23 protein-coding genes and 2 pseudogenes are annotated in these 25,589 nt (G+C 64.3%); 4 read left to right on the top strand and 21 right to left on the bottom strand.

Annotated elements, in window-relative coordinates:
• Nucleotides 1–125: 125 nt before the first annotated feature.
• The 3 genes and pseudogenes from AC1DN9_RS11550 to AC1DN9_RS11540 form a co-directional block, all read right to left on the bottom strand.
• Nucleotides 126–356: pseudogene (locus tag AC1DN9_RS11550) on the bottom strand (4-oxalocrotonate decarboxylase); the annotation flags it as partial.
• Nucleotides 353–466: pseudogene (locus AC1DN9_RS11545) on the bottom strand (4-hydroxy-2-oxovalerate aldolase); the annotation flags it as partial. The pseudogenes AC1DN9_RS11545 and AC1DN9_RS11550, both read right to left, overlap by 4 nt.
• 23 nt (nt 467–489) lie before the next feature.
• Nucleotides 490–945, bottom strand: a complete 456-nt coding sequence (locus tag AC1DN9_RS11540; protein ID WP_478100190.1) for a DUF3293 domain-containing protein — start codon at nt 943–945, stop codon at nt 490–492.
• 127 nt (nt 946–1,072) lie between these two features.
• On the opposite strand from AC1DN9_RS11540, the gene AC1DN9_RS11535 reads away from it, so the two are divergent.
• On the top strand, nt 1,073–5,905 hold the full coding sequence (locus AC1DN9_RS11535) for an NAD-glutamate dehydrogenase (RefSeq protein ID WP_478100188.1): 4,833 nt from the start codon (nt 1,073–1,075) through the stop codon (nt 5,903–5,905).
• Between the two features lie 112 nt (nt 5,906–6,017).
• Here AC1DN9_RS11535 and AC1DN9_RS11530 read toward each other — a convergent pair whose 3' ends face one another.
• From AC1DN9_RS11530 to AC1DN9_RS11450, 17 genes are all read right to left on the bottom strand, one after another.
• Nucleotides 6,018–6,344 (bottom strand): hypothetical protein, encoded by a 327-nt coding sequence (locus AC1DN9_RS11530; RefSeq protein ID WP_478100186.1) that lies wholly within the window; start codon nt 6,342–6,344, stop codon nt 6,018–6,020.
• Nucleotides 6,341–7,036 carry an orotate phosphoribosyltransferase gene (locus AC1DN9_RS11525; RefSeq protein WP_478100184.1) on the bottom strand — a complete coding sequence of 232 codons (696 nt, stop codon included), beginning with the start codon at nt 7,034–7,036 and terminating at the stop codon, nt 6,341–6,343. The genes AC1DN9_RS11530 and AC1DN9_RS11525 overlap by 4 nt, the downstream gene beginning before the upstream one ends.
• Nucleotides 7,037–7,054: 18 nt before the next feature.
• A complete protein-coding gene (locus tag AC1DN9_RS11520) occupies nt 7,055–7,960 on the bottom strand; it encodes a helix-turn-helix domain-containing protein (protein ID WP_478100182.1) in 906 nt (301 codons plus the stop codon).
• A gap of 59 nt (nt 7,961–8,019) precedes the next feature.
• A complete protein-coding gene (pyrC, locus tag AC1DN9_RS11515; RefSeq protein WP_478100180.1) occupies nt 8,020–9,060 on the bottom strand; it encodes a dihydroorotase in 1,041 nt (346 codons plus the stop codon).
• 8 nt (nt 9,061–9,068) lie between these two features.
• Complete coding sequence (locus AC1DN9_RS11510; protein ID WP_478100178.1) at nt 9,069–10,325, bottom strand: hydantoinase/carbamoylase family amidase; 1,257 nt, start codon at nt 10,323–10,325, stop codon at nt 9,069–9,071.
• 11 nt (nt 10,326–10,336) lie between these two features.
• The gene (locus tag AC1DN9_RS11505; protein WP_478100176.1) at nt 10,337–11,287 is read right to left on the bottom strand and encodes a dihydroorotate dehydrogenase; all 951 of its coding nucleotides are present in this window, start codon (nt 11,285–11,287) and stop codon (nt 10,337–10,339) included.
• Nucleotides 11,280–12,158: a dihydroorotate dehydrogenase electron transfer subunit gene (locus AC1DN9_RS11500; protein WP_478100174.1), complete on the bottom strand. Its 879-nt coding sequence runs from the start codon at nt 12,156–12,158 to the stop codon at nt 11,280–11,282. Before AC1DN9_RS11500 ends, AC1DN9_RS11505 begins: the two co-directional genes overlap by 8 nt.
• Nucleotides 12,158–13,399, bottom strand: a complete 1,242-nt coding sequence (locus AC1DN9_RS11495; protein WP_478100172.1) for an MFS transporter — start codon at nt 13,397–13,399, stop codon at nt 12,158–12,160. Before AC1DN9_RS11495 ends, AC1DN9_RS11500 begins: the two co-directional genes overlap by 1 nt.
• Nucleotides 13,400–13,719: 320 nt before the next feature.
• The gene (locus AC1DN9_RS11490) at nt 13,720–14,709 is read right to left on the bottom strand and encodes an isochorismatase family protein (RefSeq protein WP_478100171.1); all 990 of its coding nucleotides are present in this window, start codon (nt 14,707–14,709) and stop codon (nt 13,720–13,722) included.
• Nucleotides 14,709–14,903: a 2-hydroxymuconate tautomerase gene (locus AC1DN9_RS11485; RefSeq protein ID WP_478100170.1), complete on the bottom strand. Its 195-nt coding sequence runs from the start codon at nt 14,901–14,903 to the stop codon at nt 14,709–14,711. The genes AC1DN9_RS11490 and AC1DN9_RS11485 overlap by 1 nt, the downstream gene beginning before the upstream one ends.
• A gap of 1 nt (nt 14,904) precedes the next feature.
• Nucleotides 14,905–15,579 carry a hypothetical protein gene (locus AC1DN9_RS11480; RefSeq protein WP_478100168.1) on the bottom strand — a complete coding sequence of 225 codons (675 nt, stop codon included), beginning with the start codon at nt 15,577–15,579 and terminating at the stop codon, nt 14,905–14,907.
• A gap of 2 nt (nt 15,580–15,581) precedes the next feature.
• The gene (locus tag AC1DN9_RS11475; protein WP_478100166.1) at nt 15,582–16,928 is read right to left on the bottom strand and encodes a dihydroorotase; all 1,347 of its coding nucleotides are present in this window, start codon (nt 16,926–16,928) and stop codon (nt 15,582–15,584) included.
• Entirely contained in the window at nt 16,925–17,815 is an 891-nt protein-coding gene (locus AC1DN9_RS11470) for a dipicolinate synthase subunit DpsA (RefSeq protein ID WP_478100164.1), read from the bottom strand. Before AC1DN9_RS11470 ends, AC1DN9_RS11475 begins: the two co-directional genes overlap by 4 nt.
• The gene (locus AC1DN9_RS11465) at nt 17,812–18,900 is read right to left on the bottom strand and encodes an NAD/NADP octopine/nopaline dehydrogenase family protein (protein WP_478100162.1); all 1,089 of its coding nucleotides are present in this window, start codon (nt 18,898–18,900) and stop codon (nt 17,812–17,814) included. The genes AC1DN9_RS11470 and AC1DN9_RS11465 overlap by 4 nt, the downstream gene beginning before the upstream one ends.
• Nucleotides 18,901–18,914: 14 nt before the next feature.
• The gene (locus tag AC1DN9_RS11460; protein ID WP_478100160.1) at nt 18,915–19,703 is read right to left on the bottom strand and encodes an ABC transporter ATP-binding protein; all 789 of its coding nucleotides are present in this window, start codon (nt 19,701–19,703) and stop codon (nt 18,915–18,917) included.
• A 70-nt stretch (nt 19,704–19,773) separates the two neighbouring features.
• On the bottom strand, nt 19,774–20,598 hold the full coding sequence (locus AC1DN9_RS11455) for an ABC transporter permease (protein ID WP_478100158.1): 825 nt from the start codon (nt 20,596–20,598) through the stop codon (nt 19,774–19,776).
• Nucleotides 20,599–20,610: 12 nt separating this feature from the next.
• A complete protein-coding gene (locus tag AC1DN9_RS11450) occupies nt 20,611–21,585 on the bottom strand; it encodes an ABC transporter substrate-binding protein (protein ID WP_478100156.1) in 975 nt (324 codons plus the stop codon).
• Between the two features lie 227 nt (nt 21,586–21,812).
• On the opposite strand from AC1DN9_RS11450, the gene AC1DN9_RS11445 reads away from it, so the two are divergent.
• The 3 genes from AC1DN9_RS11445 to AC1DN9_RS11435 are packed head-to-tail and all read left to right on the top strand — an operon-like array spanning nt 21,813 to nt 24,093.
• A complete protein-coding gene (locus AC1DN9_RS11445; RefSeq protein WP_478100154.1) occupies nt 21,813–22,559 on the top strand; it encodes a GntR family transcriptional regulator in 747 nt (248 codons plus the stop codon).
• A 26-nt stretch (nt 22,560–22,585) separates the two neighbouring features.
• Nucleotides 22,586–23,056, top strand: a complete 471-nt coding sequence (locus AC1DN9_RS11440; RefSeq protein WP_478100152.1) for a RidA family protein — start codon at nt 22,586–22,588, stop codon at nt 23,054–23,056.
• 2 nt (nt 23,057–23,058) lie between these two features.
• Nucleotides 23,059–24,093 (top strand): CobW family GTP-binding protein, encoded by a 1,035-nt coding sequence (locus tag AC1DN9_RS11435; RefSeq protein WP_478100150.1) that lies wholly within the window; start codon nt 23,059–23,061, stop codon nt 24,091–24,093.
• A gap of 47 nt (nt 24,094–24,140) precedes the next feature.
• On the opposite strand, the gene AC1DN9_RS11430 is transcribed toward AC1DN9_RS11435, so the two are convergent.
• A complete protein-coding gene (locus AC1DN9_RS11430; protein ID WP_478100148.1) occupies nt 24,141–25,580 on the bottom strand; it encodes an amidohydrolase family protein in 1,440 nt (479 codons plus the stop codon).
• Nucleotides 25,581–25,589 lie beyond the last annotated feature (9 nt).

Here is a 25,589-nt window from a genome sequence, read left to right as displayed (position 1 = left end):
CGAGGGCAGAGGGCAAAGCCGAGCAGGCTTGCGCGACATCTGAACTTTGCTGAAACGCGACATTACAACTTGGGGCCCACAGGATAAGGTCATACAATTTGCATTATGTAAACTATCTGGTGCGTGGTCACGCCCATCTGCTTCATCTTCGCGTGCGACGTCAGGCCGGCCTTGAGACTGACAATTCGATGCCCACGCGCGATCTTGCGCCGACGGATCTCGTTCTGGATCGCGTAGGCGTCGTCCCAGTCCATCTGGGGATACTCGTCGGTGATCTTCGGCGTGTCCCACGCGCCGAGTTCGCAGCTTTCCAGATGCTCCGCGAGCGCGGCAATCGTCTTCAGGTCGAGGTTCATGCCGTCGCCTCCTGCGCCGCGCCTCGCGCCCGCGCGAGTGTCATCACGGTGTCCTCGATCATGTCTTCCTGGCCGCCAACCATGCCGCGCCGTCCGAGTTCGACCACCATTGCCGTTTGCTGCGGGCTCCGGGCTATCGAAGGAGGATCAGCTCGGGCACAGCATCGGAGCCTGCCCATACGATGGCGTTCTGTTGGTAGCGATGCCCTAGCTCACGTGCCGCGTCTCGACTGATGCCGAGGACTGCAACGCTCTCTTCGCCGGGCCAACTGCTGGCAGGGTCTCCATCTCTGCTGACGCCGGGCAACAGCGCGAGACCCAATGCGTGTACATCAACGCAGAGCGCAGTCATGGCGACCGCGTTGTCCGCATCGCGCAAGGCAACCCCCAACGGGTTCGAAGCGGTGAGGAATGCGCAGCTGTCCACGCCCAATTCGCTGTATATCGCAGCCAACCCGGCTGACCGCTCACCGATGCGCAGTATCACAGCGGATGCACCTGCAGGCTCGATGCAGTAGTGCGCGGCGCGGTAGGAGGCGATAACCTCCTCAACGCTGGGATTTGCGTGACTGACGGCCAGCAACGACATGCGGCATTTTCCCGCCGTCCTGGATGGCACCATCAGGCTGAAGGGTTTGCGCAGGTGCAGTCGGCCCCTTGCTTTTCCGCCCGGTCGCTTCCACAGTGGCCTACATCGCGCCGATCAGGAGAAAAGCATGGATACCGATGCATCCGTGACAGGAAGCCGAGGCGAACGCCTGGACGAGGTCGTTGCACTGATTCACGCCAAGGTCGCCCCGGACCAGACGGACCTTCTCGCCGCCTTCGCGCGGCAGTACTTCGGTCAGGTGGACCCTGAAGACCTGGCGGATCGCCAAGTGGCCGACCTGTACGGCGCCGCGCTGTCGCATTGGGGCTTTGCGCGCAACCGCAAGCCGGGTCACGCCCGGGTGCGGGCGTTCAACCCGACGATCGCGGAGCACGGCTGGCAGTCGACGCACACCATCATCGAGATGGTCAACGACGACATGCCGTTCCTCGTCGATTCGGTGACCATGGAAGTCAATCGCCACGGGCTGACCCTGCACCTGATCATCCACCCACTGGTCGGGGTGGTCCGCGACAGCGAAGGCACGCTCCAGGGGTTGGCTACAGAGACGCCTTCGCCCGATGCCCGCCGCGAGTCCTTCATCCACGTCGAGGTGGACCGCGTGGCCGACGCGGGCCACCTCGAGGCGCTTGCCACCGACTTGGCGCGCGTGCTCGGCGACGTGCGGGCGGCGGTGGCCGACTGGAAGGCGATGAAGGAGTGCGTACTGGACATCGTTCGGGGCCTCGACGAGCGCGCGCCGCCAATCCCGCCGCAGGAACTCGCCGAAGGCCAGGCCTTTCTGCGCTGGCTGAACGATGACCACTTCACCTTCCTGGGTCACCGCAGCCACGAGTTGGTGAAGGTCGACGGCGAGGACGCCCTCAAAGTCCTGCCGGATTCGAGCTTCGGCATCCTGCGCGAGACGACCAAGGATGCGGCAGCCGCCTTCGCGGCGCTGCCCCCGGAGGTGCGCGCCTACGCACGCCGACCCAATTTGCTGGTGGTCACCAAGTCGACCTCGCGCTCCACCGTGCACCGGCCCGGCTACCTCGATTACATCGCCATCAAGCGCTTCGATGCCGAAGGCCTTGTCTGCGGCGAAGACCGTTTTCTCGGCCTGTTCACTTCCACGGCCTACAGCGCCAGCCCGGCCGACATTCCTCTGCTGCGGCGCAAGGTGGCCGACGTGGTCGCGCGCGCAGGGCTCGCGCGCGGCAGCCACTCGGGAAAGGCACTCGTCAACATCCTCGAAACCTATCCGCGCGACGAGCTGTTCCAGACCAGCGCCGACGAGCTGTTGTCCACATCCATGGGCATCCTCCACCTGGGCGAGCGCCAGCGCTTCCGCCTGTTCGTGCGGCGCGATCAGTTCGAACGTTTCGTGGCGTGCATGATCTACGCGCCCCGCGAGAACTACACGACCGAGCTGCGCGAGAAGTGGCAGGCGATCCTGATCCATGCCCTCAATGGCACCAGTTCAGAGTTCAACGTGCAGCTGTCGGAATCAGTCCTGGCCCTGATCCAGATCACCGTGCGCACCCGGCCCGGCAGCATCCCGCCCTTCGACGTACGCGATCTCGAGCAGCGCCTGGCTGTCGCCGCCCGCCGCTGGGACGACGACCTGAAGTCGGCGCTGATCGAGGCGACCGGCGAAGCGCACGGCAACGCGCTGCTGCGCCAGTTCGGCGGCGCATTCCCGGCCGGTTACCGGGACGAGTTCGCGGCGCGCGCCGCCGTGCACGACATCGAGCTGATGGAGCAGCTGAGCGACACGCAACCGCTCGGCATGAATCTCTACCGGCCGCTCGAGGCGTCCCCAGGCACGCTGCGCTTCAAGGTGCTGCGGCGCGGCGAACCGCTCATCCTGTCGACCAGCCTGCCGATGCTCGAACACCTGGGCATGAAGGTGCTCGACGAACATCCGTACCGCCTTGCACTGCAGGGCGCGTCGCCCATCTGGGTCCATGATTTCGGACTGCGCAGCGCGCTGGGCGATGCCGAGATCGAGGTCGACGCGCTGCGACCGGTGTTCGAGGATGCGTTCGCCGCCGTTCTCGGCGGCGAGGTCGAGAACGACGACTTCAACCGCCTGGTGCTTGCAGCGCGCCTGCCCGCGCACGAGATCGTCGTGCTTCGCGCCTACGCGAAGTACATGCGGCAGATCGGCTTCGCGTTGTCGCAACCCTTCATGGAAAGCACGCTGGTGGCGAACGCGCCCATTGCGCGCGCATTGGTCGAACTCTTCAAGCTGCGCTTCGATCCGGCGCAGGCCGGCGGCGGCGACGACACGCTGGCCGGCGAGAAGGTGCGCGCGATCGAAGCCGCGCTCGAGAACGTGGCCAACCTGTCGGAAGACCGCGTTCTGCGGCAGTACCTGTCGCTGATCCTGGCCACCACGCGCACCAACTACTGGCGTCGCGATGCGGCGGGGCGGCAGCGCGGTTTCCTGTCGTTCAAGTTCGATTCGTCGAAGGTGCCCGACCTGCCGGCGCCGAAGCCGATGTTCGAGATCTTCGTGTACTCGACGCGCTTCGAGGGTGTGCACCTGCGCGGCGGCCGCGTCGCACGCGGCGGACTGCGCTGGTCGGACCGGCCGGAAGACTTCCGCACCGAGGTGCTGGGCCTCGTGAAGGCGCAAATGGTCAAGAACACCGTGATCGTGCCGGTGGGCTCGAAGGGCGGCTTCGTGCTCAAGCGCGCACCCGCCGCGAGCGATCGCGATGCCTACCTGCGCGAAGGCGTGGCCTGCTATCAGGACTACCTGCGCGGTCTGCTCGACATCACGGACAACCGTATCGGCGACAAGATCGTGCCGCCGGCGCAGGTCAAGCGCCACGATGACGACGATCCATACCTGGTGGTCGCGGCCGACAAGGGCACTGCCACCTTCAGCGACTACGCCAACGGCATCAGCAAGGAATACGGCTTCTGGCTCGGCGACGCCTTTGCCTCCGGCGGCTCGGTGGGCTACGACCACAAGGCCATGGGCATCACGGCGCGCGGCGCCTGGGAATCGGTGAAGCGCCACTTCCGGGAGATGGGTATCGACACGCAGACGACCGACTTCACGGTCGCCGGAATCGGCGACATGTCGGGCGACGTGTTCGGCAACGGCATGCTGCTCTCCCCGCACATCCGGCTGGTGGCGGCGTTCGATCACCGGCACGTCTTTCTCGACCCAAGCCCCGACGTGCAGAAGAGCTTTGCCGAGCGCGAGCGCCTGTTCAAGCTGGCGCGATCATCGTGGGCCGACTACGACGCGGCGCTGATCTCCGAGGGCGGCGGGATCCACGCGCGCAGCGCCAAGTCGATCCCGATCACGCCGCAGATGAAGCAGGTGCTCGACATCACCGCCGATGCGCTCACGCCGACCGAGTTGGTCAACGCCATCCTCAAGGCCCCGGTCGACCTGATCTACAACGGCGGCATCGGCACGTACGTGAAGGCTGCAAGCGAGAGCCACGCCCAAGTCGGCGACCGCGCCAACGACGCCCTGCGCGTGAACGGCGGGGAACTGCGCTGCAAGGTGCTCGCCGAAGGCGGGAACCTCGGGTGCACGCAATTGGGCCGGATCGAGTTCGCGCTGGCGGGCGGGCGCATCAACACGGACGCGATCGACAATTCGGCCGGCGTGGACACCTCGGATCATGAGGTCAACATCAAGATCCTGGTCGGCCTGCCCATCGCCGAAGGCGAGCTCACCGAGAAGCAACGAAATGCGCTGCTGCCGGAAATGACCGACGACGTGGCCGCGCTGGTCCTGCGCGACAACATTTTCCAGACGCAGGTGCTGTCGGTCACGGGGCGCATCGCGCCGCAGCTGCTCGATGCGCAGACCCGGTTCATGCAGTATCTCGAGAAGGCCGGGCGGCTGAATCGTGCGATCGAGTATCTGCCATCCGACGAGGAACTGGCCGAGCGGCGCGCCCAGGGACAGGGCCTGACCGGTCCCGAGCGCGCGGTGTTGCTGGCCTACAGCAAGATCTGGGTCTACGACGAACTGCTGGCTTCGCCGCTGCCCGACGACCCGTGGGTCGCGACGGCGCTGGGGCGATACTTCCCGAAGCTGCTCGGCGAGAAGTTCGCGGCCTACATGCCCAGGCATCCGCTGCGGCGCGAGATCATCGCCACGCACGTCACCAACAGCACCATCAACCGCATCGGCAGCACCTTCGTGCATCGCCTGGTCGAGACCACCGGCGCCCGTGCGTTCGAGGTTGTGCGTGCCTACCTGATGAGCCGCGAGATCTTCGGCATGGTGCCACTGTGGCTGTCGATCGATGCGCTCGACAACCGCGTGGACGACGCCGTGCAGTCGAGCCTGCTGATCGACACCAGCCGGCAACTCGAGCGGGGCACCAAGTGGTTCCTTCGCTCGCGGCGCCTCAACGAGGACATGGAATCGACCATTGCGCACTTCACGCCGAACGTCGAGGCGCTGTCGAAACGGCTGACTGAACTGCTCGACGCCGATGGGCGCGCCCGCGTCGATGCCGCGGTCTCGCACTATGTGGCCGGCGGCGTGCCGCGCGAACTGGCTGAGCGCGTTGTCACCTTCGACGCGCTGTACGCCACGCTCGACATCGCAGAGATCGCCGGCAGCGCCAGGTGGCCGGTGGCGCTGGTGGCTGCGATCTACTTCGACCTCGCGAACCGCCTCGGCATGCCGTGGCTGCGCGAACGCATCGCGGCACTGCCCGGCGACCAGCATTGGCAGATGCTCGCGAAGGGCGCAATGCTGGACGACCTGTCGAGCATGCAACGCTCGATCACCGGAGCGGTGCTGGCCGGGGGCGGCGAAATCGAGTCGCCGACGGCACTGGTCGAGGCATGGCACGCCGCGAATGGCCGGACGCTCGAACGCGCGGCGGAACTGATGGGCGAACTGCGTGCAGTGCCGGCGCCTGACGCCTCGATGCTGTCTGTCGCATTGCGGGAACTGCGGGCATTGGGATAGTGCCCTGATCGCTGCGCGCAGCGTCAAGCACGCGAAACGGAATTAGTCCGATTTGCCGGCGTCCTTCCGGTTCTTGTCATCGTGTTCCTGCTCGTCGTCGCTGCTGTCCGTTTCAGAATGCCGTCACATTCCATTCGTAGTCCATTGCGACCTCGCTCGACAAGCGCAGGCGCTCCGCCGGCTCGGATGCCAGCGCGGTCAGAATTTTCTGGTTCATGCGATGCATGGTCGCCTTGGCCTCGTCGACGAATTCGCCGGAGAGTGCCTGGTCCTCGTACCGCATCACGAATGCGCGAGCGGCCGTGCCGATCACAAAGTAGAGGCTTGCATTGGACGAATCCTCTTTCATGAGATCGAACGCCGACTTGTAGAGCGTCTTGAAGGCGTCGGTGCCCAGACCGGAGTCGTTGAATTGATCGGAGATTTGCTTGAAGTTCATGACGTTGCTTTTTCGAGTGAGTGGTTGGCGCCCAATCCACCGCGTGCCTGCGACCACGCCGATGGATCAGACAGGAATTCGTCCAGTTCGTCCAGCGCGGCGTTGCCGAAATCGTTGCGTGCCCGAGCGACGGCCAGGATGTCGCGCCAACTGGCCAACGCATGGACGTTCACGCCCAGCGTCGAAAGTAGCGCCTCGGCTTCGAAGGTGCCGTAGTCGAAGATGACGAAGACCTCTTCCACGACGGCGCCGACGCCGCGCAATGCGCTGACGAATGCGACTTTCGAAGCGCCCGCAGCCATCATGTCATCGACGAGGAGCACTTTGGAACCCCTGGGGACCACACCCTCGATCTGATTCGTTCCAGCCGCTCGCTTGCGGACGTACTGCAACGGCAAATCCTGCGCTTCCGCCATCCAGGCCGCGAAGGCGATACCACTGGCTTCGCCGCCGGCAATCGACGCAACGTCTCTCAGACTCCCGCTGGCCTGCAATCGTTCGATGGCATGGCCTACCAGTTCCCTTCGCACGCGGGGAAATGAGATGAGCCGCCGGCAATCCATGTAGGCCGGGCTGGCCCACCCCGACGGGAGGCGAAAAGGCTCGTCGGCGCGAAAAGTCACGCATCCCGCGTCGATCAATTGGGCGGCAACCGCCTGGGCCCGACCTTGGGGAAATTGTGGTGAGGTCATCATGGGAGTCCGTTCAATCTACTGAAGGAGTGCGAGCAGTTTTCGCAGATGCTGCGCGCCCGCCCTGCCCTTGTAGGCAGCCTTCCAGAGCTTGCCGATCATGGCCTCGTACATGCGAACCGCCTCGGGCGATGCGGTAACGGTGGCGATGCCGTTCCTGACGTTGGGCAATTCGCCGAGGCGGAACGGACTGACCGCAAGCACGCTGCCAGCCCGGCTCGAGAACACCTGGAAGGTCGATGCGGGCATGGCGTCATCGATCAGTCCGATCTGCACGTCGATCGGCTCGCTTTCCATCAGGTCGGCGATGCGTTCGACTTCACGTCTTGCGGCGAGCCTGCGCACGGCCCTGGTCTTCTCCGGCAGGTCGACCCTGCCCACAAGGCCGGTCTGAATGAAGCGTTCGAGCTCGCGCAGGCCGATCAGACTCACGATGTGCGGCCTGCGTTTCTGGAAGAACGCGCGCCGCTCTTCCATGATCTGGAGCATCTTGTCGATGTCGGCGGCGCTGGGTGACTTGACATCACGTCGAGGGGAAGCTTCGGCGAGCATTTCCCGCAGCAGTGGCAGGTAATCGTCTGACGTGAGCAGCAGCGAGATCGGCTCGAAGTGCGCCAGGATGCGATCGGCGGACTCCTCCAGTTGGCGCATCCGTTCGAAGAGGCCGAGAGCCGTCGGGTAGTACTCGACTTCGACGCCGAGCAGAGATGCCATCGAGGTGTCCAGCAGTGCTGCCAGACGCTCCAAGGTCTCGATCTTGACGATCTCGCCCTTCTCAAGCCGGTAGACGACAGCCCTGGAGATGCCGAGTTTTTCCGCGACGTCCTCGGCGAGCAAGGACGCACCCACCCGGTAGGCCCGCAACCGGTTGCCGAGCGCCAGGTAGTCGATCGAGGACTTGTAGGCTTGATTGGCGGCGTCCATCTCACTTTCCAATCTTTGAATCGAAAAAGAGACTATAGGAGATGGCGGTCCAGAGGTCATCAGGGCTGGCTCCACGATACGGTGGTGCCGCCCAGGAAAGGATGAATCGTGGCGCCGCCGGGCAGCACCACGTCGTCGGGCACCAGGCAGTCCGTGCGGGTCCACGTCACCGTTTCTTCATTCGGCGACAAGCCATAGAAGCGTGGGCCGTTGAGGCTGGCAAAGGCTTCGAGCCGGTCGAGCGCATGCTCCTCGTCGAACACGGTGCAGTAGCTTTGCATCGCAGTCGGCGCGTTGAAGATGCCGGCGCAGCCGCATCTCGCTTCCTTGAGCACGCGATAGTGAGGAGCCGAATCGGTGCCCAGAAAGAACCTCGGGTCCCCTGACGTCGCCACCTTTCGCAGTGCCAGGCGATGGCGCTCACGCTTGAGGACAGGAAGGCAATAGAAGTGCGGCCGGATGCCGCCCGTGAAGATGGCATTGCGATTGAACATCAGATGTTGTGGCGTGATGGTTGCGCCGAGACGGCCACTCGCATCGGCGAGCACGAACTCGACAGCCTGCTCGGTCGTGATGTGCTCCATCACGACCCTGAGATTCGGGAAATCTCGCAACAGGGGGCGGAGCGTGGTCTCGATGAACACGGCCTCGCGGTCGAACACGTCGACCGATGGATCAGTGCTTTCCCCGTGCACGAGCAGCGGCATCCCGATCACTTGCATCGTCTCGAGCGCCTTGGCGACCTTCGCGGTCGAAGTGACGCCCAGTTCCGAATGGGTGGTCGCGCCGGCGGGATAGAGCTTGACTGCCGCGAAGACCTTCTCCTCGAACCCCTGCCGAAGATCTTCGGCAGGCGTGTTGTCGCAGAGGTAGGCCGTCATCAGCGGCGTGAACCGCACACCCGGATCGAGCGCGGCGAGGATCCGGTCGCGGTAAGCGCGTGCCATTGCGACCGTAGTGATCGGCGGATTCAGGTTGGGCATGACGACAGCGCGAGCGAACTGGTCCGTCGTGTATCGCAGCGCGGCTTCGAGCACCTCGCCGTCGCGCAAGTGCAGATGCCAGTCGTCGGGGCGGCGCAGGGTGATCGATTGATTCATCAGGTGCCTCATGCCAACTGGGCGAAGGCGCCGTGCATGGCCTGCACGCCGAGCATGAAGTCGCCCATGTCCATCGCTTCGTGCGGATTGTGCGAGCCATTCTGGTTGCGCACGAAGAGCATGCCGCTGGGGATGCCGGCGTTGGCAAACAAGGAGGCGTCGTGCCCCGCTCCGCTGGGAATCACTTCAAAGCGCGTCCCCTGCGCTGAGCAGGCGTTCGAAAGGACCTCGCAGATCGATTTGTCCATGGTGGCCGGATCGCTCAGCAGGCGACGGTCGAACTCGAACCGGACGCCGCGCTCCCGTTCGATGGCCGTGCACTCGGCGCGCATCAGTTGATAGAACGCCTCCAGCGTGTCGTTGCTCTTGCTGCGCGCCTCCAGGCTGAAGCTGACCTGCCCCGGGATGCGCGAGATCGAGTGCTCGGCAGGGTCGGTGCTCACGATGCCCGTCGTCACGACGAGATCGATCCCGCGTTCGAGCAGGGCGCGCCAGTGCGCATCGATGCGCATGATCAAATCGGCCACCGCGAACATCGCATCATGGCGCAGCCAGCGCGGCACCACGCCCGAATGCTGCGCATCGCCATGACACACGACACGGTTGTGTCGTACGTTGCCACGGATACCCGAGACGACGGCCAGGGGCAACTGGCGGGCGATCATCACCGGACCCTGCTCGATGTGCAGTTCGAGATAGGCCTTCACCCTGGCCTTGTCGATGAGCACTTGCTGGGTGCGGATCGCCTCGATGTCAGCGCCGCAGGCTCGCATGCAGTCGGCCATTGTCTCGCGCGTCGTGCGCTGCTGGAGGTCGAGGTCCGCCGCGCCGATCTTGCCGAACAGCGCGCCGGAGCCCATGTAGGCCTTGCCGAACCAGGCACTCTCCTCACCACGGAACGCAATGACTTCAAGGGGCAGGTGGTAGGCCTCGCCGCTGCGCTTCTGTTCCAGCAAGCAAAGCAGTCCGGCGACGACGCCGGCATAGCCATCGAAATTCCCGCCTTGCGGCACGGAGTCGATGTGCGATCCGGCCCACGAGACCGAGGACGACGCGCCGGCCTCGGGCAGGCGAAACACCAGGTTGGCCGCCCGATCGGCATGCACGTCCAGCCCCTGTGCCTTTGCGAACTCGCGCAGATAGTCGGCGGTCGCCGATTCGCCGCGGCCGTAGCTCTCGCGCGTGACGCCGACGCCATCGAAGGTCAGATCACGCACGTCGGAGAACAGCTTTTCGGCGGTGGATTGAAGGCCGAGAACGCTCATGGCCTCGCCCATCAACCCGACTGCTGCGCAAAGCGCAGCCACCGGTCCGACAACTGTCGGTCGAGCTTGACCTGCCCGGTCAGTTCGCGAATGTTCTCCACGCCCATCTCCCGGCAGTAGGCTTCGAGCCCGTGGATGATCTTCTGCATCGCGCCCGGATCGATGAAAGATGCGGTGCCGATCTGTACCGCACTGGCGCCGGCGAGCATGAACTCGACGGCATCGTCCGCGCAGGATATGCCGCCACATCCGATGATCGGTATCCGCACGCTGCGATAGCACTGGTGGACCATCCGCAGCGCGATCGGCTTGATCGCCGGGCCCGACAGGCCGCCCATCACGTTGCCGAGCTTCGGCTTGCGCGTGCGCACGTCGATCGACATGCCCAGTACGGTGTTGCCCATCACCAGCGCGTCGGCGCCGGCTTCCTCGGCCGCCCTGGCGACGGCTGCGATGTGCGAAGCGTTCGGCGTGAGCTTGGCCCAGAACGGATGGCTGGTGCGGCGACGAATCGCGCTGACCACCTTGTACGTGGTCTCGGGCGTCATGGCGAAGGCCATGCCATCTGCCTCGAGATTCGGGCACGAGATGTTGGCTTCGACCACGGCCACCTCCGGCAATGACATCTCGGCCACTGCCTCGGCGAACTCGTCGACGGTGTCCGCGGAAATCGAGACCACGACGGGCGTGTCGTATTGCGTGTAGGCCGGCAGCACCGAATCGCGGTAGTAGGCCAGGCCCTTGCTCGGGATGCCGATCGAGTTCAGCATGCCGCTGTAGGCTTCGGTGACGCGCGGGGTCGGGTTTCCGGCGCGGCTTTTCGGGGACACGCTCTTGATCACGAGCGCACCGAGCTTGTTGAGGTCGAGCGCTTCGGCATATTCGATCGCGAAGCAGCCCGAGGCGGGCATCACCGGGTTGCGGAGGCCTAGCTCTCCGACCTTGACGGACAGATTAGCCAAACTCCACCTCCCCGACGACGTCGCTGATGGGGAATACGGGGCCTTCGCGACAGACGCGAAGGAATTGCTTGTCGCCGCCCTTGTCGAACAAGCGGACACAGGAAAGGCACACGCCCATGCCGCAGGCCATTCGCTGTTCCATGGCGACTTCGCCGCGCGTGGCTGGAAAGTCCTTCAGCACCCGCTGCAGGAGCATGAGGATGCGGTGCGATCCACAGGTGTAGACCACGTCGTGATGCCCGGCGCGCAGTAGACGGCGTACCAGCGGCTCCATGGCCTCGACCGAGGAACTGCCTTCGCTGTCGAAGACGCAATGAACGTCGGCATCGGCGCCGCGCAGGAACTCGTCGCGCATCAGGTCCTTCGGTGTGCGCGCCGACATGACGGCGGTGATCCGGATGCCCGTCTTTGCCGCGTGCTGGAGCAGCGGTGCCATCGTGGCGAGGCCGACGCCGCGCGCCACGACCATGATTCGCTTGAAAGTTGGCTCCAGTGCGAATGTGTTGCCCAACGGCCCCACGATGTCCATACAGGCACCGACATCGAGGTGCGACAACGCATGGGTGCCCACGCCGGTGACGTTGTAGAGGAATTCGATCGTTCCGGCTTCGGGCCCGACACCGTAGACACTCATGGGCCGCAGCAGGAACGGGCTCAGGTCGTTCGTGCCGGGGCACTTCAGCTGGTAGAACTGGCCGGGCTTGGTAGAGCCGGCGAGGTCCGCTTGCGAAGTCAACCTGAGGTACTTGTAGCGGTCGTTGATCCAGCGGTGTTCGGTGACTTCGCAGCGATGCGATGCGACGCTGTCGGCATTGCGCTGGAAGCAGGCCTTGCCGCTGGCGGGCGACTGGTGGTCGGCAGACGTTTGCATCATTGGAGCTCCTTGCCTTTGAGCTCAGGAATGAGGAACAGCGTCGCCAACATGTCGAGCACGTAGATCGAAGCCAGCAGGGCAATCGCGACCTGGAACGAATATGCCGTCGCCAGCGCCCCGACTACCACCGGTCCGAATCCGCCGACGCCGCGGCCGATGTTGAAGAGCACGTTCTGTGCAGTGGCCCGCGCTTCGGTCGGGTAGGCCTCGGACATCAGCGCGCCGTAGCCGCCGAGCATCCCGTTCACGAACATGCCCATCACTGCGCCCGCCCACAGCATGGTGATCGGATCGGTCAGTTGCGAATAGGTCAGCACCATCGCGACGGCGCCAGCCTGGAAGAGAAGGAAGCTGGGCTTGCGGCCGATGCGGTCTGCGATCTGGCCAAACACGAAGATGCCGGCCATCATCCCAAGGATGGTCACTGAGGTCCACATTGCCGACTTGGTGAGATTGAAACCGAGCTTGCTGGCCAGGAAGCTGGGCATCCAGATCATGATGCCGTAGTAGCCGAAGTTCTGGACCGAGCAAAGGATCACGATGCCGAGACTGGTGCGCGTGGTGCGCTTGTCCTTGACGAGCAACTGGAATGCCTTCAGCTTGGAACCCTTGACCTTTGGCTTGCGAACGAAGACTTCCGGTTCATGGAGGCGATTGCGGATGACCCAGGCGACGATGGCCGGAAAGATGCCAACCAGAAACATGCCGCGCCATCCGATGTGCGGCAGCAGCAGCGGCGTCAGCAAGGCGGCTGCGAGCACGCCGGCCTGCCATCCCAACGCCACATACGAGGAAACCCGAGCGCGTTTGTTGGCCGGCCACGCTTCGGCCGCCAATGCCATCCCGATGCCGAACTCGCCGCCGAGGCCGATGCCGGCGATCGTGCGGTAGACGAGCAAATCCCAGTAGCCTTGGGCGAATGCGCAAAGGCCGGTGAAGACGGCGAACAGCAAGATGGTCCAGGTCATTACGCGAATGCGACCGAAATGGTCACTCAGCGAGCCGAAGACGATGCCGCCTGCAACGGCCCCGATGAGCGTCCAGGTCACCAGCGAGCCGGCCTGGCCGGGGGTCAGATGCAGATCGGCAGAGATGGCCGAGAGCATGAAACCCAGGATGAGCAGGTCAAAGCCATCCATTGCATAGCCGATCGCTGAACCGGCAAGTGCCTTCCACGCATACCCGCTGACCTTTTCGCTGTCTGGGGGGTTCGCCACCGATTTGAGAGTCGTGTCCACGTACATAGCTCCAACGAGGTGCGCCACGGGCACCAGGAGGTTGTTCGGCCGACGGGTGACTCCTATGGGCTGGGGTCTGCGCCGGTTCTTGTTTTCGATCTTAGTCTCGAAATAGAGACCAACAAAGAGATTTCTGGTTCGTAGAAACCCTTAGCGGTCTCCGCAGTCGCGACCACGCTTGTCTCGCCTGGCGCGGTTTCGGCCGGCACGCCCATCAGCATGGAGGTTCCTTGGTGTCATGAGACGAAACGACACACGGCGATAACGCCGTGTGTCGTCCGTAGGGATGATCGTCGCCGCCAGCCGGCGACGCGGGTCACTCAGGCGGTCGCAGCGACCTGATATAGCTCGACCCTGGTTCCGTCGGGATCGGTGACATAGATGGTCAGGCCATAGGGCCCGTCGTGCAGATCCTGCTGAAACTCGACGTCGGCCTTTTTCAGCCGCTCCCGCAGCGCGCGGACATCGTTGACCTCGAAAGCCATGTGATCGATCTGCCGGTGTGCCGGCGCCCGGCCCCCGACGATCGCGATGCCCTGGTGAAAGGCGGTGAACGGCCGGCCGTCAGCCAATGGCTTCGCGGGCCGAATGGAAAAGCCGAGCTGGTTCACATAGAAAGCCGTGGAGCGTTCCACGTCCTGAACCATCAGCAGCATGTGGCCATAGCCGAGCGTGCGCGGCGCAGACTTCGAGTCGATCCAGCCGCGCATCTCCTTGGAGTCCGACAGCTCGCAGAAGTATTGCTTCCAGACCTGCTTCGCCGTTTCTTCCCACTCGCCGTTGACGCCGGAGATGCAATCGTTCAATGCGACGACGTCATAGTCGCGCAGATAGGCCTCGCGGATGCTCGTCTCGACACAGGCGTTCGTCGTGGTTCCGGCCACGAAGAGCGTCCGGGTGCCCAGCATCTTCAACATCATCTCGAGGCGGGTCTCGTAGAAGGCGCCGAAGCGGTGCTTGCGGATGACGTAGGACGGATTGAAGGCGGCCAGCGGCTTCAACTCGTCGACGATCTCCTCGTCCCAGCTGCCGGCAAGAGCGGAGACCTGTTTGCGCCGTGCCGTGTGGCCTGCGAGCTTCTTGCGGGCACGGCTCGCGTCCACCGCGAAGTGCTCCTGCACGGTCCAGACCACTGGAATGCCCGCCGCCTGGCAACGCGGGATCAACTCCGCGAGGGCCGGGACGATCGACGAGAGGCGCTTCGTGTTGACGCCGGAGATACCGAGCGTTCCGTTGTCGTGGATGAAGGCGTTCTGAAGATCAATGACCAGGAGTGCCGAGGTACGGGGATCGAGTTCGTCGAGATTCATCACTTTTCCTCCATGTCGATGCCCAGCACGCCGGCGCGTCCCCAGCTGTCCTTCGGCGTGTCATGAATCACGACGTGAAGATGCTCCGGCTTGCAGCCTGCCTCGTCGACCATGGCCTTCGTGATGGCCTTGACGAGGTTGCGCTTCTGGTCGACCGTGCGACCTTCCCAAAATTCGACGATGACGAACGGCATGTCAGTGCTCCTTAGGTTGAATTCCTGCCCAACGCGGGACCGGGGGTGAGAAGCCCGTGACGAAATCGTTGCCCGCACGGTCTTCGCCGCGCACGAGCCAGAGTGGCCGCGCGGCATGATTGATCAGTGGCTGTTCTTCCATGGCGATCCAGTTGGCGAGCGCGCGCCCGTCGCGAAGGAAGCTGCTGGTCGCCGGCATGTAGCGGATCACGTACACAGGCTCGTCCGGATCCAGCAACGGCAAGCCGGTTGCGACGCAGCTCAGTTCCAGGCACGTCACTGGCTGCGCATGCCTCGGCGCCACGAGCACGACGGCACCTGCCGGTGGCATGACAGGCCAGTAGCGCCCTTCCCGCCCTTCGCGAACGAAGCGTTGGTATGAGGCCGCTTCGAGGTGCAGCTCGGAATCCCACAGAACGATGTCGGGCCCGATCGCCGCTTCGACGCGATCCACGATGGCCGGGTCCTCGCACAAGTCCAGGAAGCGCCAGGCATCGGTAAGCCCAGCCGCATGGCCCCAGGGGTTGTGGAGGCCCGACAGCCGCTCCAGTCGTGGGCGCGGCCGGAGCGCGGCGAGTTCCCGCGCCGCCTCGTGCAGGTCTCCGATGCGCTCGCTGACGCTCCGGGTGCGTGGCGCTACACCACGCGTCACGCCTGCGCAAATCCCGGTTTCCATGGTCACGAGGGATTGGAAAGGCAGCGCCCACGGCCGAAGAGACTTTCGTCGACCTTGCCGTTCTCGTAGACGATGGCGCCCCGGGCCACCGTAAGCACGGGCCATCCCTTGAGCTTCCAGCCTTCGTAGATGCAGGTGCCCTTGCCGGTATGGTGGACCGTGCGCTCTTCGTCGAGGTCGACCAGCACGAGATCGGCGTCGAAACCAACTTCGATGTTGCCCTTGCGTGGCCACAGGCCGAAGCGGCGTGCAGGATTGGCCGAGTTGAGCTGGACCAGGCGCGACAGCGGCAAGCCGCGCTGATGCACTCCGAAGTGCAGCATCAGCGAAAGCTCCCACGGAAAGGACACCACGCCCGGCAATTCGGACCAAAGGTCTTCGAGCTTCTTGGGCAGGAACGGAACGTGATCGGTGCCCAGGCTATAGACCGAGCCGTTCAGCACGCCGCGCCACAAGCCCTCCTGCTCTTCCTTGTCGCGCAGCGGTGGCGAGATCTTGGCGCGCATGTCCAGGTCGCTGTCGTAGGCCGTGCGGGTGAGGTAGTGCTGGCAGGTCTCGACGGTGACGTGCACGCCGCGCGCCTGCGCCTCGGCAGCCAGCACCGGGCCCATGCCGACGGAGGTGTGGACCAGGTGCAGCGAGCAGCCCGTTCGCTCCGCAAGGAAGATCATTCGGCGGATGGTCTCCACCTCGCAGAAGGCCGGGCGGGATTCGGTATAGGCGCCGAGATCCTGTCGACCTGTCGCCTTGATCTCGTTCTTCATCCAGGCGGCGATTTGCGTGTTCTCGCAATGGACGTTGATGAGCGCGCCGGGGATCTTCGCCAGGATGCGCATCGCGGCATACACCCAACCATCGGTCGCCGGGACGATGCCGATCGGGTTGTCGGGCTCATAGCCGAAGTAGCACTTGAACGAACGCACCCCGGTCTTCGCGACGATCTCGGGAATCTCGGCGATGTGCTCTTCGCGCTGAATGCCGAAGTGAAAACCGAAGTCGATGATCGCGTTCTCCTCGCCGAGTGCCTTGCGTTCTTCGTAGAACGGCAAGTAGGAGGGCTTGAGATTTCGGATGTAGAGCAGCGCCGTGGTCACGCCCCCGGAAGCCGCCGCCGCCGTCTCGGTGCGCATGTCTTCTGCATACGGGTACTTGACGCCCAGGTGGCAATGCGGATCGATCACGCCGGGCATCAGCACGCGGCCGCCGGCGTCGATCTCGCGATGGCCTTTCGGCAAGGCGCTGTCGGCGCCGGTCAGGATGATCTTGCCGTCTTTCACGGCGACACCGCCGTGAAACTCTCCGTCGTGGCGAACCACCCGTGCGTTGCGAATCACCAGATCGGCGCTCATTGTTTTTCCTTCAAGATGTTGTCGATGCGGCGACGCACGCCGCTCCATTGGCTGCGGCCGACAGTGATGGGCGCGCGTGCCCCGAGTCCGCGGGCCCAGACGAACTTGAGCCCAAGCTCTTGTGCGGCGTCACGATCGATGCCGCCGGGCGGCGCTGCGAGGTCGACGAGCAGGGCATGCCTGGGCAATGTCTCGAGCAACTCGCGCCCGAGAACACGCGCAGGCACGCTCGCGATGACGATGTCCGTGTCCGGAAGCACCAGGGCCACATCGGACAGTTCATGTGATTCGGCGCCCGCGGCGTAGGCCGCGGCGCGCTGCACTGCATTGCGCGCGGCGACGTGGACATGTGCGCCCAGTCCCAGCAGCGTATGGGTGACCAACGAACCGATCGTTCCCTGCCCGACCAAGCAAATCTTGGCCTTGTGGATCGTGATATCGGTGTTCTCGATCAGCACCTTGAGCATGCCTTCGACGATCGCGGGTCCGCGCAGGAGCATCAGGTCCTCGTCCCACTCGTACTCGTGCAGGCTGATGCCGAGCGCCTCGCAATGGGCCTTGAGCCTGGGGTCGGCCCATCCCAGGATGATGTGTCCCGGGCGCCGCATGCCGGCGAGCATCTCGCGGTCCGGGATGACGCGTTCGGCACATTGCGGCGCAAAGAGCGCGCCGTCCGGGGCGATGCCGGGGATGGGAAAGAGCGCGATGTCGGCCCCTTCCAGCGCCTCGCGCGCGTTCGACACGTGGTTGACGCCGGCGATGCCCTGCTCAGGCCACGGGAAGCCGTAGGCGCGTACCTGGGCTCCGGCCGCAACCGCACAGCGGGCAATTTCCTGTTCGCGACGATCGCCGCCGACGATCGCAATGACGACTTTGTCCCAATTCATGGCTGCCTCACACGTTGAAGAAGTTCGGATCTCGACAGGCCCGCAATGCCCATCGCTTCGGCGGTGCGTCCGCCCTTGCTGTAGTCGATGCCGACCAGCGCCTGCGCGAGCGTGTACAGCGCGCGGGCGACCGGCGTGGCCACAGCGGCGATCGCGGCGATTTCGAGGAAGGGAAGAAGGCCGTGGCCGAAGTCCTCCCGGTAGTACCGGTGCTGCAGGGAGTCGGGGCCCTTGATTCGCTTGTTGGCCTCGCCGCCCGCGATCGCGGCCACGAAGTCCTGCGTGTCGGTGACTGTCGATTCGACGGTGCCGATCAGTTTCATTTCTTCGACAAGGTTCGGCAGACGATGGCCGAAGGCCGCGGCCACGGCCAGTCGCTCATCGTCGAGCGCACGCATGGTGCGCGCAACCCCGGGCGTCATCGCCTGGACATAGAAGGTGAAGTCGCCGTGCGTCGCTTCGACCCAGGCCGCTGCGAGAACCGCACCCGGCGGATGCAGCACCAGGTTGGCATTGGCAAGCGCAGAGGCGAGCACGTCGCCGACCGGCGCAGCCCCGGGGAACAGTTCGCAAGCGACGGCCAGCGCCGAGTCACCACCGGGCAGCGCCGCCGCACGCACCTGGCGCGCTCGGCCGGTCACGGTCACGCTGTCGGGCTGGTACTTGCGGGCGACATAGGTCAGGGTCGAGAACTCGGCGATCGGCGGCAGATCGGCGCGCACGCTTCGATAGGCGTGCGCGAAGTCCAATGCGCCGCCGGTGTGCCCGGGATTCAGCACCACCGGCCGGTTCGCCGGCCAGCGCGCGGCGGCGAGTGCGCGAGCAACCGGCGCGTGAGAAAAGGTCGGCAGCGTTACCACCGCTGCATCGGCGCCCTTGATGGCCTCAGCGAGATCCGCCGTGATCAGTGCCGGCCGTGCGGTGCCTTCGCCCAGCACGCCTTCGTAGCGCACGCCGCCCAGTGCCTGGAAGGGCACGAGCGTTTCGGGAGAGCGGTTCCAGAGAACAACTTCATGCCCGGCCCGCGTGAGTTCGGCAACGGCCGCGGCCCCACCGGCGCCGGCGCCCAGTATGGATACTTTCATTCCTGCCTCTCTGGTCAGTGCGCGACGAGCACGCCCTTGGCTTCGAACATCTCGCGCACCTGCCGCACGTAGTGCTGGAAGGCAGGGTTTTCGTGGATACCACTCCAGCGGCGCGGCCTTGGAATGTCGATGGCGAGATCGAGATCCACGCGGCCGGGCCGCGGCGACATGACGATGACGCGATCGGCGAGGAACACCGCTTCGTCGATGCCGTGCGTGATGAACAGCACCGTGTTGCGCAGTCGCATCCACATGGTCTGCAGGTCCATGATCATCTGCTCGCGCGTCAGTGCATCGAGCGCGCCGAAGGGCTCGTCCATCAACAACAGCCCGGGCTCCTGGATCAAGGCACGGCAGATCGCCACACGTTGACGCATGCCACCCGAGAGTTCCGAGGGGAACTTGTCTGCGAAGCCCTTGAGCCCGACCTGCGCCAGCAGTTCGCGCGCGCGATCGGCGTAGGCCTTTCGGTCCAGCCCCTTGATTTCGATGGGCAGCAGGATGTTGTCGAGGATGCTGCGCCAGTAGAGCAGCAGGTCGGACTGGAACACGACACCGGCCTTGGGATGCGGACGGACGACGATGTCGCCATCGATGCCCAATCGACCGGAGCTCACCGGCGTCAGGCCTGCCAGCAGCGACAACAGCGTACTCTTGCCGCACCCGCTGGGGCCGACGATCGCGACGAAGCTGCCGGGCTTGATGTTGAGGTCGACACGGTCGAGCGCGAGCACGTCATCGCCCGTGCGCACCTCGTAGGACTTCGAGACACCTTCGATGGTGACGGCGGCTGCACTACTCATCGCGTCGACTCCCCGCGCCGGATTGCAAGACGCATTCCTTCAAACTCTTCACGTTCATGGCGGATTCCCATCACTTGGCGCTTTCGCGGTGAAACGAAACCTTGCTCTCGACAAGAGAAAGGACGAAATAGAGCAGCACACCGATCAGCGAGATCGTGACGACGGTTGCGAAATTCAGCGTGGTGTCGAACTGCGAGTTCGCCTGGAGCTGCAGGTAGCCGAGACCGCGTTCGGCAGCGATGTACTCGCCGATGATGGCGCCAATGACTGCCAGCGAGATCGCGACCTTGAGGCCACCGAAGATGCTCGGCAACGCCGCCGGCAAGCGAACCTTGAAGAAAGTCTGCGCCTCGCTCGCGCCCATCGAGCGGACCATGTTGACCAGGCCCTTGTCGAGCGACTGCAGGCCCACCACGGTGGAAATCACGATCGGGAAGAACGAGATCAGGAAGGCCAGGCTGATCTTCGGCGCCCAGCCGTAGCCCAGGTAGAGCACCAGCAACGGTGCGAGTGCGATCTTCGGGACCGTCTGCAGCGCCACGAGAAGCGGATAGACCGCACGCTCGAAGACCTTCGAATAGAAGATCGCCAGCGCGAGTGGAATGCCGACCACCACGCCCGAGAGGAAGCCGCCCAGCACTTCGAGCAGAGTGATGTACGAATGCGTCGCGAGCAGGTTGAAGTCGGTCACCATTCGCTTCGCGATGGCGAGCGGCGTCGGCAGCACGAATTCCGAGAGGCCGGACAGCGGCACCGCGAACTGCCATACGACGAGGACGCCGATCGCAAGAAGCACGGAGGCATAGCGCTCGAAGAATCTGACTCGTGGCGGTTTCTTTTTCGTGCTTCTAGAGACGGGCATCGCGACCATTCCGGGGAGTTTCAGTTCAGTCATGGATCACCTTGGCTACGGCTGGGTCAGCAGGTCGTTGGTGAAGAAGGCGTCGGCCGGCTTCGGCGTGCCGATGGCTTCGTCGGTCTTCAGGAGCTCGAGCGCCTGCGCGATCGTCTGGGCGTCCGTCCACCCGAGCGGCTTGCCGGGCTGCACTTCGATGGCTTCCATCGTCGCGCGCACCTGCGCTTCGATCACTTCGGGCGCGGGGCCGCCCTTCCAGGCTTTCGCTATCGCGGCGGTCGCGGCCTTGGGGTCCTTTCGGGTCGCATCGATGCCCTGGTTCACCGCCGCCAGGTAGCGTTTGAGCACGTCCGGCTTTTTCGCAATCGTGGCGTTGCTCGAGACCGCGGCCAGTCCGGGGATCGCCAGGCCGTTCTGCGCCAGGTCGAGCGACGGGAATTTCGTGCCGATACGCGCCTCGATGATCGGGAGGTCGTTGTTCTTGTAGACGCTGACCACGTCAACCTGCTTCTGCAGGAACTGCGGAACGCGCGACTGCGCGTCCATCTGGACCTTCTTCACCTTGGTGCAGTCGATGTGATTGACGGCACAGAAGACCGCCAGGTAGGAGGTCCCCGTTTCACCGACGGAGTGCGCGACCGTCTTGCCTTCGAGATCCTTCGGCTTGAGCACCGGCTTGTCTGGCTGCGAGATCAGCACCACGGGTGTCTTCGGTTGATAGAGGGCAATGATCTTGACGGGCATGCCCTTCTGGATGGCCGACACCGCAAAGATGGCGGGCATGATCACGACGTCTTCCTGGCCCTGCAGCAGCGCTCCCAGTGCAGCGGGTGCTCCCGCGCCCTCACCCATCCGGACATCGAGGTTGTTGGCCGCATACATCCCCTGCTCTTGCGCCAGGTACATGTGGGCGTATTCGCCCTTGAGTTTCCAGCTGAAGCGGACGTTGACATCGTCCGCGGCCCAGGCTGCCGAGGTCAGCGTGAGCGCCGCCGCAACGGCCGCCGCTCGAATGCTGGAATTCAATGAAATAGCCGAATAATGGAACCGCATGAAATACCTGCCATATGGTTGAGTGGGTGAACCGGGGCCGAAACTTGCGTGAGCGGCTGGCCGGGCCTAGGGTTGGCGATCTCGCATCTGTGTTCTGCTCTTCTGCATATCTTGATCACGAAGTGTGATCACACATATAATCGCCAACAACCGGGTTAACCCGCACTCCACACGAAGCACACATTCCAAAAGAGAGCGCCATGGAAAAGATCGCCAGCCGCCGTCAAGCACATAACGCGGAAGAGCCGAGCAGACGGGCACGCGGCAGCGTCCCGGAAGAGGTCTTCCAGAGGTTGCGACGAGGATTGATGGTGGGCGCTTTCGTACCGGGCCAGGTGATGAGCCTGCGCAAGCTCGCCGCCAGTTTCGGCACCAGTCCGATGCCGATTCGCGAGGCGCTGACGCGACTCGTCGTGATCAATGCGCTGGAGGACACCTCGACAGGATCGGTTCGCGTTCCCCGTCTCACGCCCAAGAAGCTCAACGAGCTTTTCGCCGTCAGGGAACTGATCGAGGGACTGGCCACGGAGATGGCGTGCCGCAATTGCACCCCTGCCCTGCTCAAGTCGCTCACGACCATCAACAGCGAGCTTCTCGATGCCATCGCCAAGCGCAATCTGATCGGTTGCCTTTCTTCGAACCAGCGCTTTCACTTCACGCTGTATGAGGCGGCCGGAACCGAAGTCGTCATGCCACTCGTGGAGTCCCTTTGGCTGCAGTTCGGGCCGACGATGTACCTGTCGCTGCTCTCGCCCGACATGCCATGGGATGCATCGGCGCACGTCGAGATCCTCGAAGGACTGGAGGCGAAGAAGCCCGCTGTCGCCAAGCGCGGCATCCTTCGCGACATTCGGAACACCGCGCAGTCACTTGCGCCCGCCCTCGTCGAGCCGGAGACGGCAAGCCTGCTGACTGCCCCGCTCGACGACCTCTATTTCGGCAACTGAACCCACCCATCGAGGACCTGAAGAACATGACTCAGCAAGGACACGACGCCCGTCTCAAGCAACTCGGCATTGAGTTGCCCAACCCGGTCGCCCCCGCGGCCAACTACATCCCGGCGCGCAAGAGCGGCTCCATGATGTACATCGCAGGCCAGGTGCCGAGTGCGGGCGGCAAGGACCAGTACGTCGGCAAGGTCGGAGGGGACGTGTCGATCGAAGACGCACAGAAGGCAGCGCGGCTGTGCGCGATCAACATCCTCGCGCAGCTGCGCACCGCGCTCGGCGGGAGCCTCGACCGCGTCGTGGGCTGCGTGCGCCTGGGCGGCTTCGTCAATGCAACGCCGGAGTTCGGCGAGCACCCCAAGGTCATCAACGGCGCTTCCGACCTGATGGTCGAGGTGTTCGGCGACGCGGGCCGGCACGCGCGCGCGGCGGTCGGCTGCAATTCGCTGCCGCGCAACGTGGCGGTGGAAGTGGACGCCATTTTCGAGATTGCCTGAGCATGAGCAGCGCCGGACTCGACAGCCGAGTGCCGATCCATGTGCTGACCGGCTTTCTCGGCAGCGGCAAGACGACGCTCCTGCGTCACGTGCTGGCCGATCCGGATTTGTCGGATACCGCGGTCGTCATCAACGAATTCGGCGAAGCGGGTCTTGACCATCTTCTGGTGCGGGAAGTCGCCGAAGACGTGGTGCTGCTCAGTTCGGGCTGCCTTTGCTGCTCGGTGCGGGACGACCTGGTGTCGACGCTGGCAGAGCTGAATGCGCTGATGCGCACCGGCGACATCCCCGCGTTTGCGCGCGTTGTCGTCGAGACCACGGGCATGGCCGACCCTGCGCCGATCATGCAAGCCATTCTCAGCGAGCAAATCCTGACGCCGTGGTTCCGACTTGGGCAGGTCATCACCACCGTCGATGCCGTGAATGGCGACCAGACGCTGGTCCGCCATCGAGAAGCCCGACAGCAGTTGGCCACCGCCGACCGGGTGATCCTGACCAAGTCGGATCTGGTCGACGAGTCGGACTGCGCGGTGTTGCTCGAAAAGCTGCGGGCGACAAACCCAGGTGCGATCTTCGCCACTGCCAGCAAAGGCCGATTGGCGGCTCGTGCGGTCTTCGAGGAATCCGAAGCCCAATGGCGGCGATCCGGACCGATCCTGCCGATGGCGGCCGAGGATCGGCAGGCCGGCAACGCACCACTGGGTCCGCTGATGGGCAGTCATGACGAGGCGATCCGGACGTTCACCGTCCAGTTGGAGCGCCCGGTCGAGTGGAGCGTCTTTGTCGACTGGCTGGAGTTGCTGCTCGCGAACAGGGGCGACTCGATCTTGCGCGTGAAAGGCCTGTTGGGCGTGGCGGACGACGAACGGCCCGTGGTTGTCCAGGGCGTGCAACATGTCCTCTACCCATTGGACCGGCTGCCAACTTGGCCCGATGGGACAGCCTCGCCCGGATGGATCGTCTTCATCGCACGCGACCTGACCGCCAGGGCGATCGAGAACTCACTGCGCTCCGTCTACGACCTCACCCCCGCCTGAATACTGCGACATCGCATCCGTGACCACGACCTGGCCTCGGCTTGCCATCAGTTGCCGCTGTCATAGAGGGTCGTCGTCGTCTCGACGCCCTCTTCGTGCAGGCCCGCCCGCTTCACAGCCGCGGCGGCGAGTTCCCTGGCCTTGCGGCGCAATTGGGCCTCATCGACGCCGTGCACCTTGCCGTCGCTGTAGAGCGTTTGCCCATCGACCCAGGTCTGCGAGATGGAAGCGGTGGATGCCGAGAACACCAGCGCCTGCAGCGGATCGTGAAACGGCGTCCATTCGATGTGGTCGAGGTCGAAGAGGATGAAGTCCGCCTTCTTGCCCACTTCGAGCGACCCGATGTCGTGGTCCCACATGGCGGCCTTGGCGCCGTCGATCGTGGCAGCCCGCAGCGCCTGTCGTGCGGTGAAGATGTCCGGCTTCATGCGCGCATCCTTGAACATGCCCGCAACGAGCAGCATCTGCCGCATCAGGTTCATGTTCCCGGCCGCGGACACGCCATCGGTGCCCAGACCGACCGTGACGCCCGCGGCGACCATCTCCGGGTACTTTCCGATCGCGGTCGCACCCTTGCCGAGCTTGAACGATGAGCAAGGGCAGAAGGCCACCTTGGCGCCGCGGCGAGCGAGCAGGGACACCTCTTCGTCGCTGACGGCAGCGCCGTGCGCAATCACCAGATTGGAGCCGATGCCACCTGCGCGGTCGATGCGCGTGATTGGCCACATGCCGTATTTGCCCTCGCAGACCTTCGCCTCTTCGATCGATGTGGCGAGGTGATAGGTGGTGCCGACGCCGAGGCGCTCCGCGAGCTTCTGGGCCCCGACGTGCAGTTCCAGCGTGCAGGGCTCCTTGCCCTCGATGTTGACCCAGCAGCGCACGCGGCCGCCGAGGGCGCCGTCGTATTTGCGGACGCAGGCCTCGAGCTCGGCGAGAGCAGCCTCGGCGCTCGGAAAGAAGTGGTGCCGCGCCATCTCCTCCGTCCAGCCGCGCGGCAGTTCGGCCGGCGGATTGTCTGCCGCATGTCGTCCTGTCACGCCGCGGATGCCGGTCTTTTCCATCGCGCGGACGGTGATGCCCGGGTCGTACTGCGAGCCCATGTCGATGAAGCACGTCGTCCCGTTGCGAAGCATCTCGGTGATGCCGAGCAACGCACCCCAGTACTCGTCTTCTTCCGTGATGTGAGCATAGAAGGGCTTGGCCCAGTGGAAGACCCACGCCCGCGTATTGAGGTTGTCGGGAAACACGGCACGCGACAGCGTTTCGGACAGGTGGACGTGGCTGTCCACGAAGCCCGGGCAGATGCCGAGCATTCGACCATCCATCACGCGGTCGAACTTGCCGCCTTTGTGTCTTGCGGTAACCTGCTCGGCGGGGCCGATGTCGAGGATGCGGTCGTTCTCGATGATGATGCTGGCGTCGCGAAGGACGGTGTCCCTGGCGTCGACAAGGAACGCGAATTCAAGGTGCTCGATCAGCGTACGCATGGATGATCT

It is taken from the genome of Variovorax sp. 05L425 (assembly GCF_056397705.1).
Note: the sequence above shows the minus strand (reverse complement) of the source record. Positions and strands in the feature narration are given on the sequence as shown.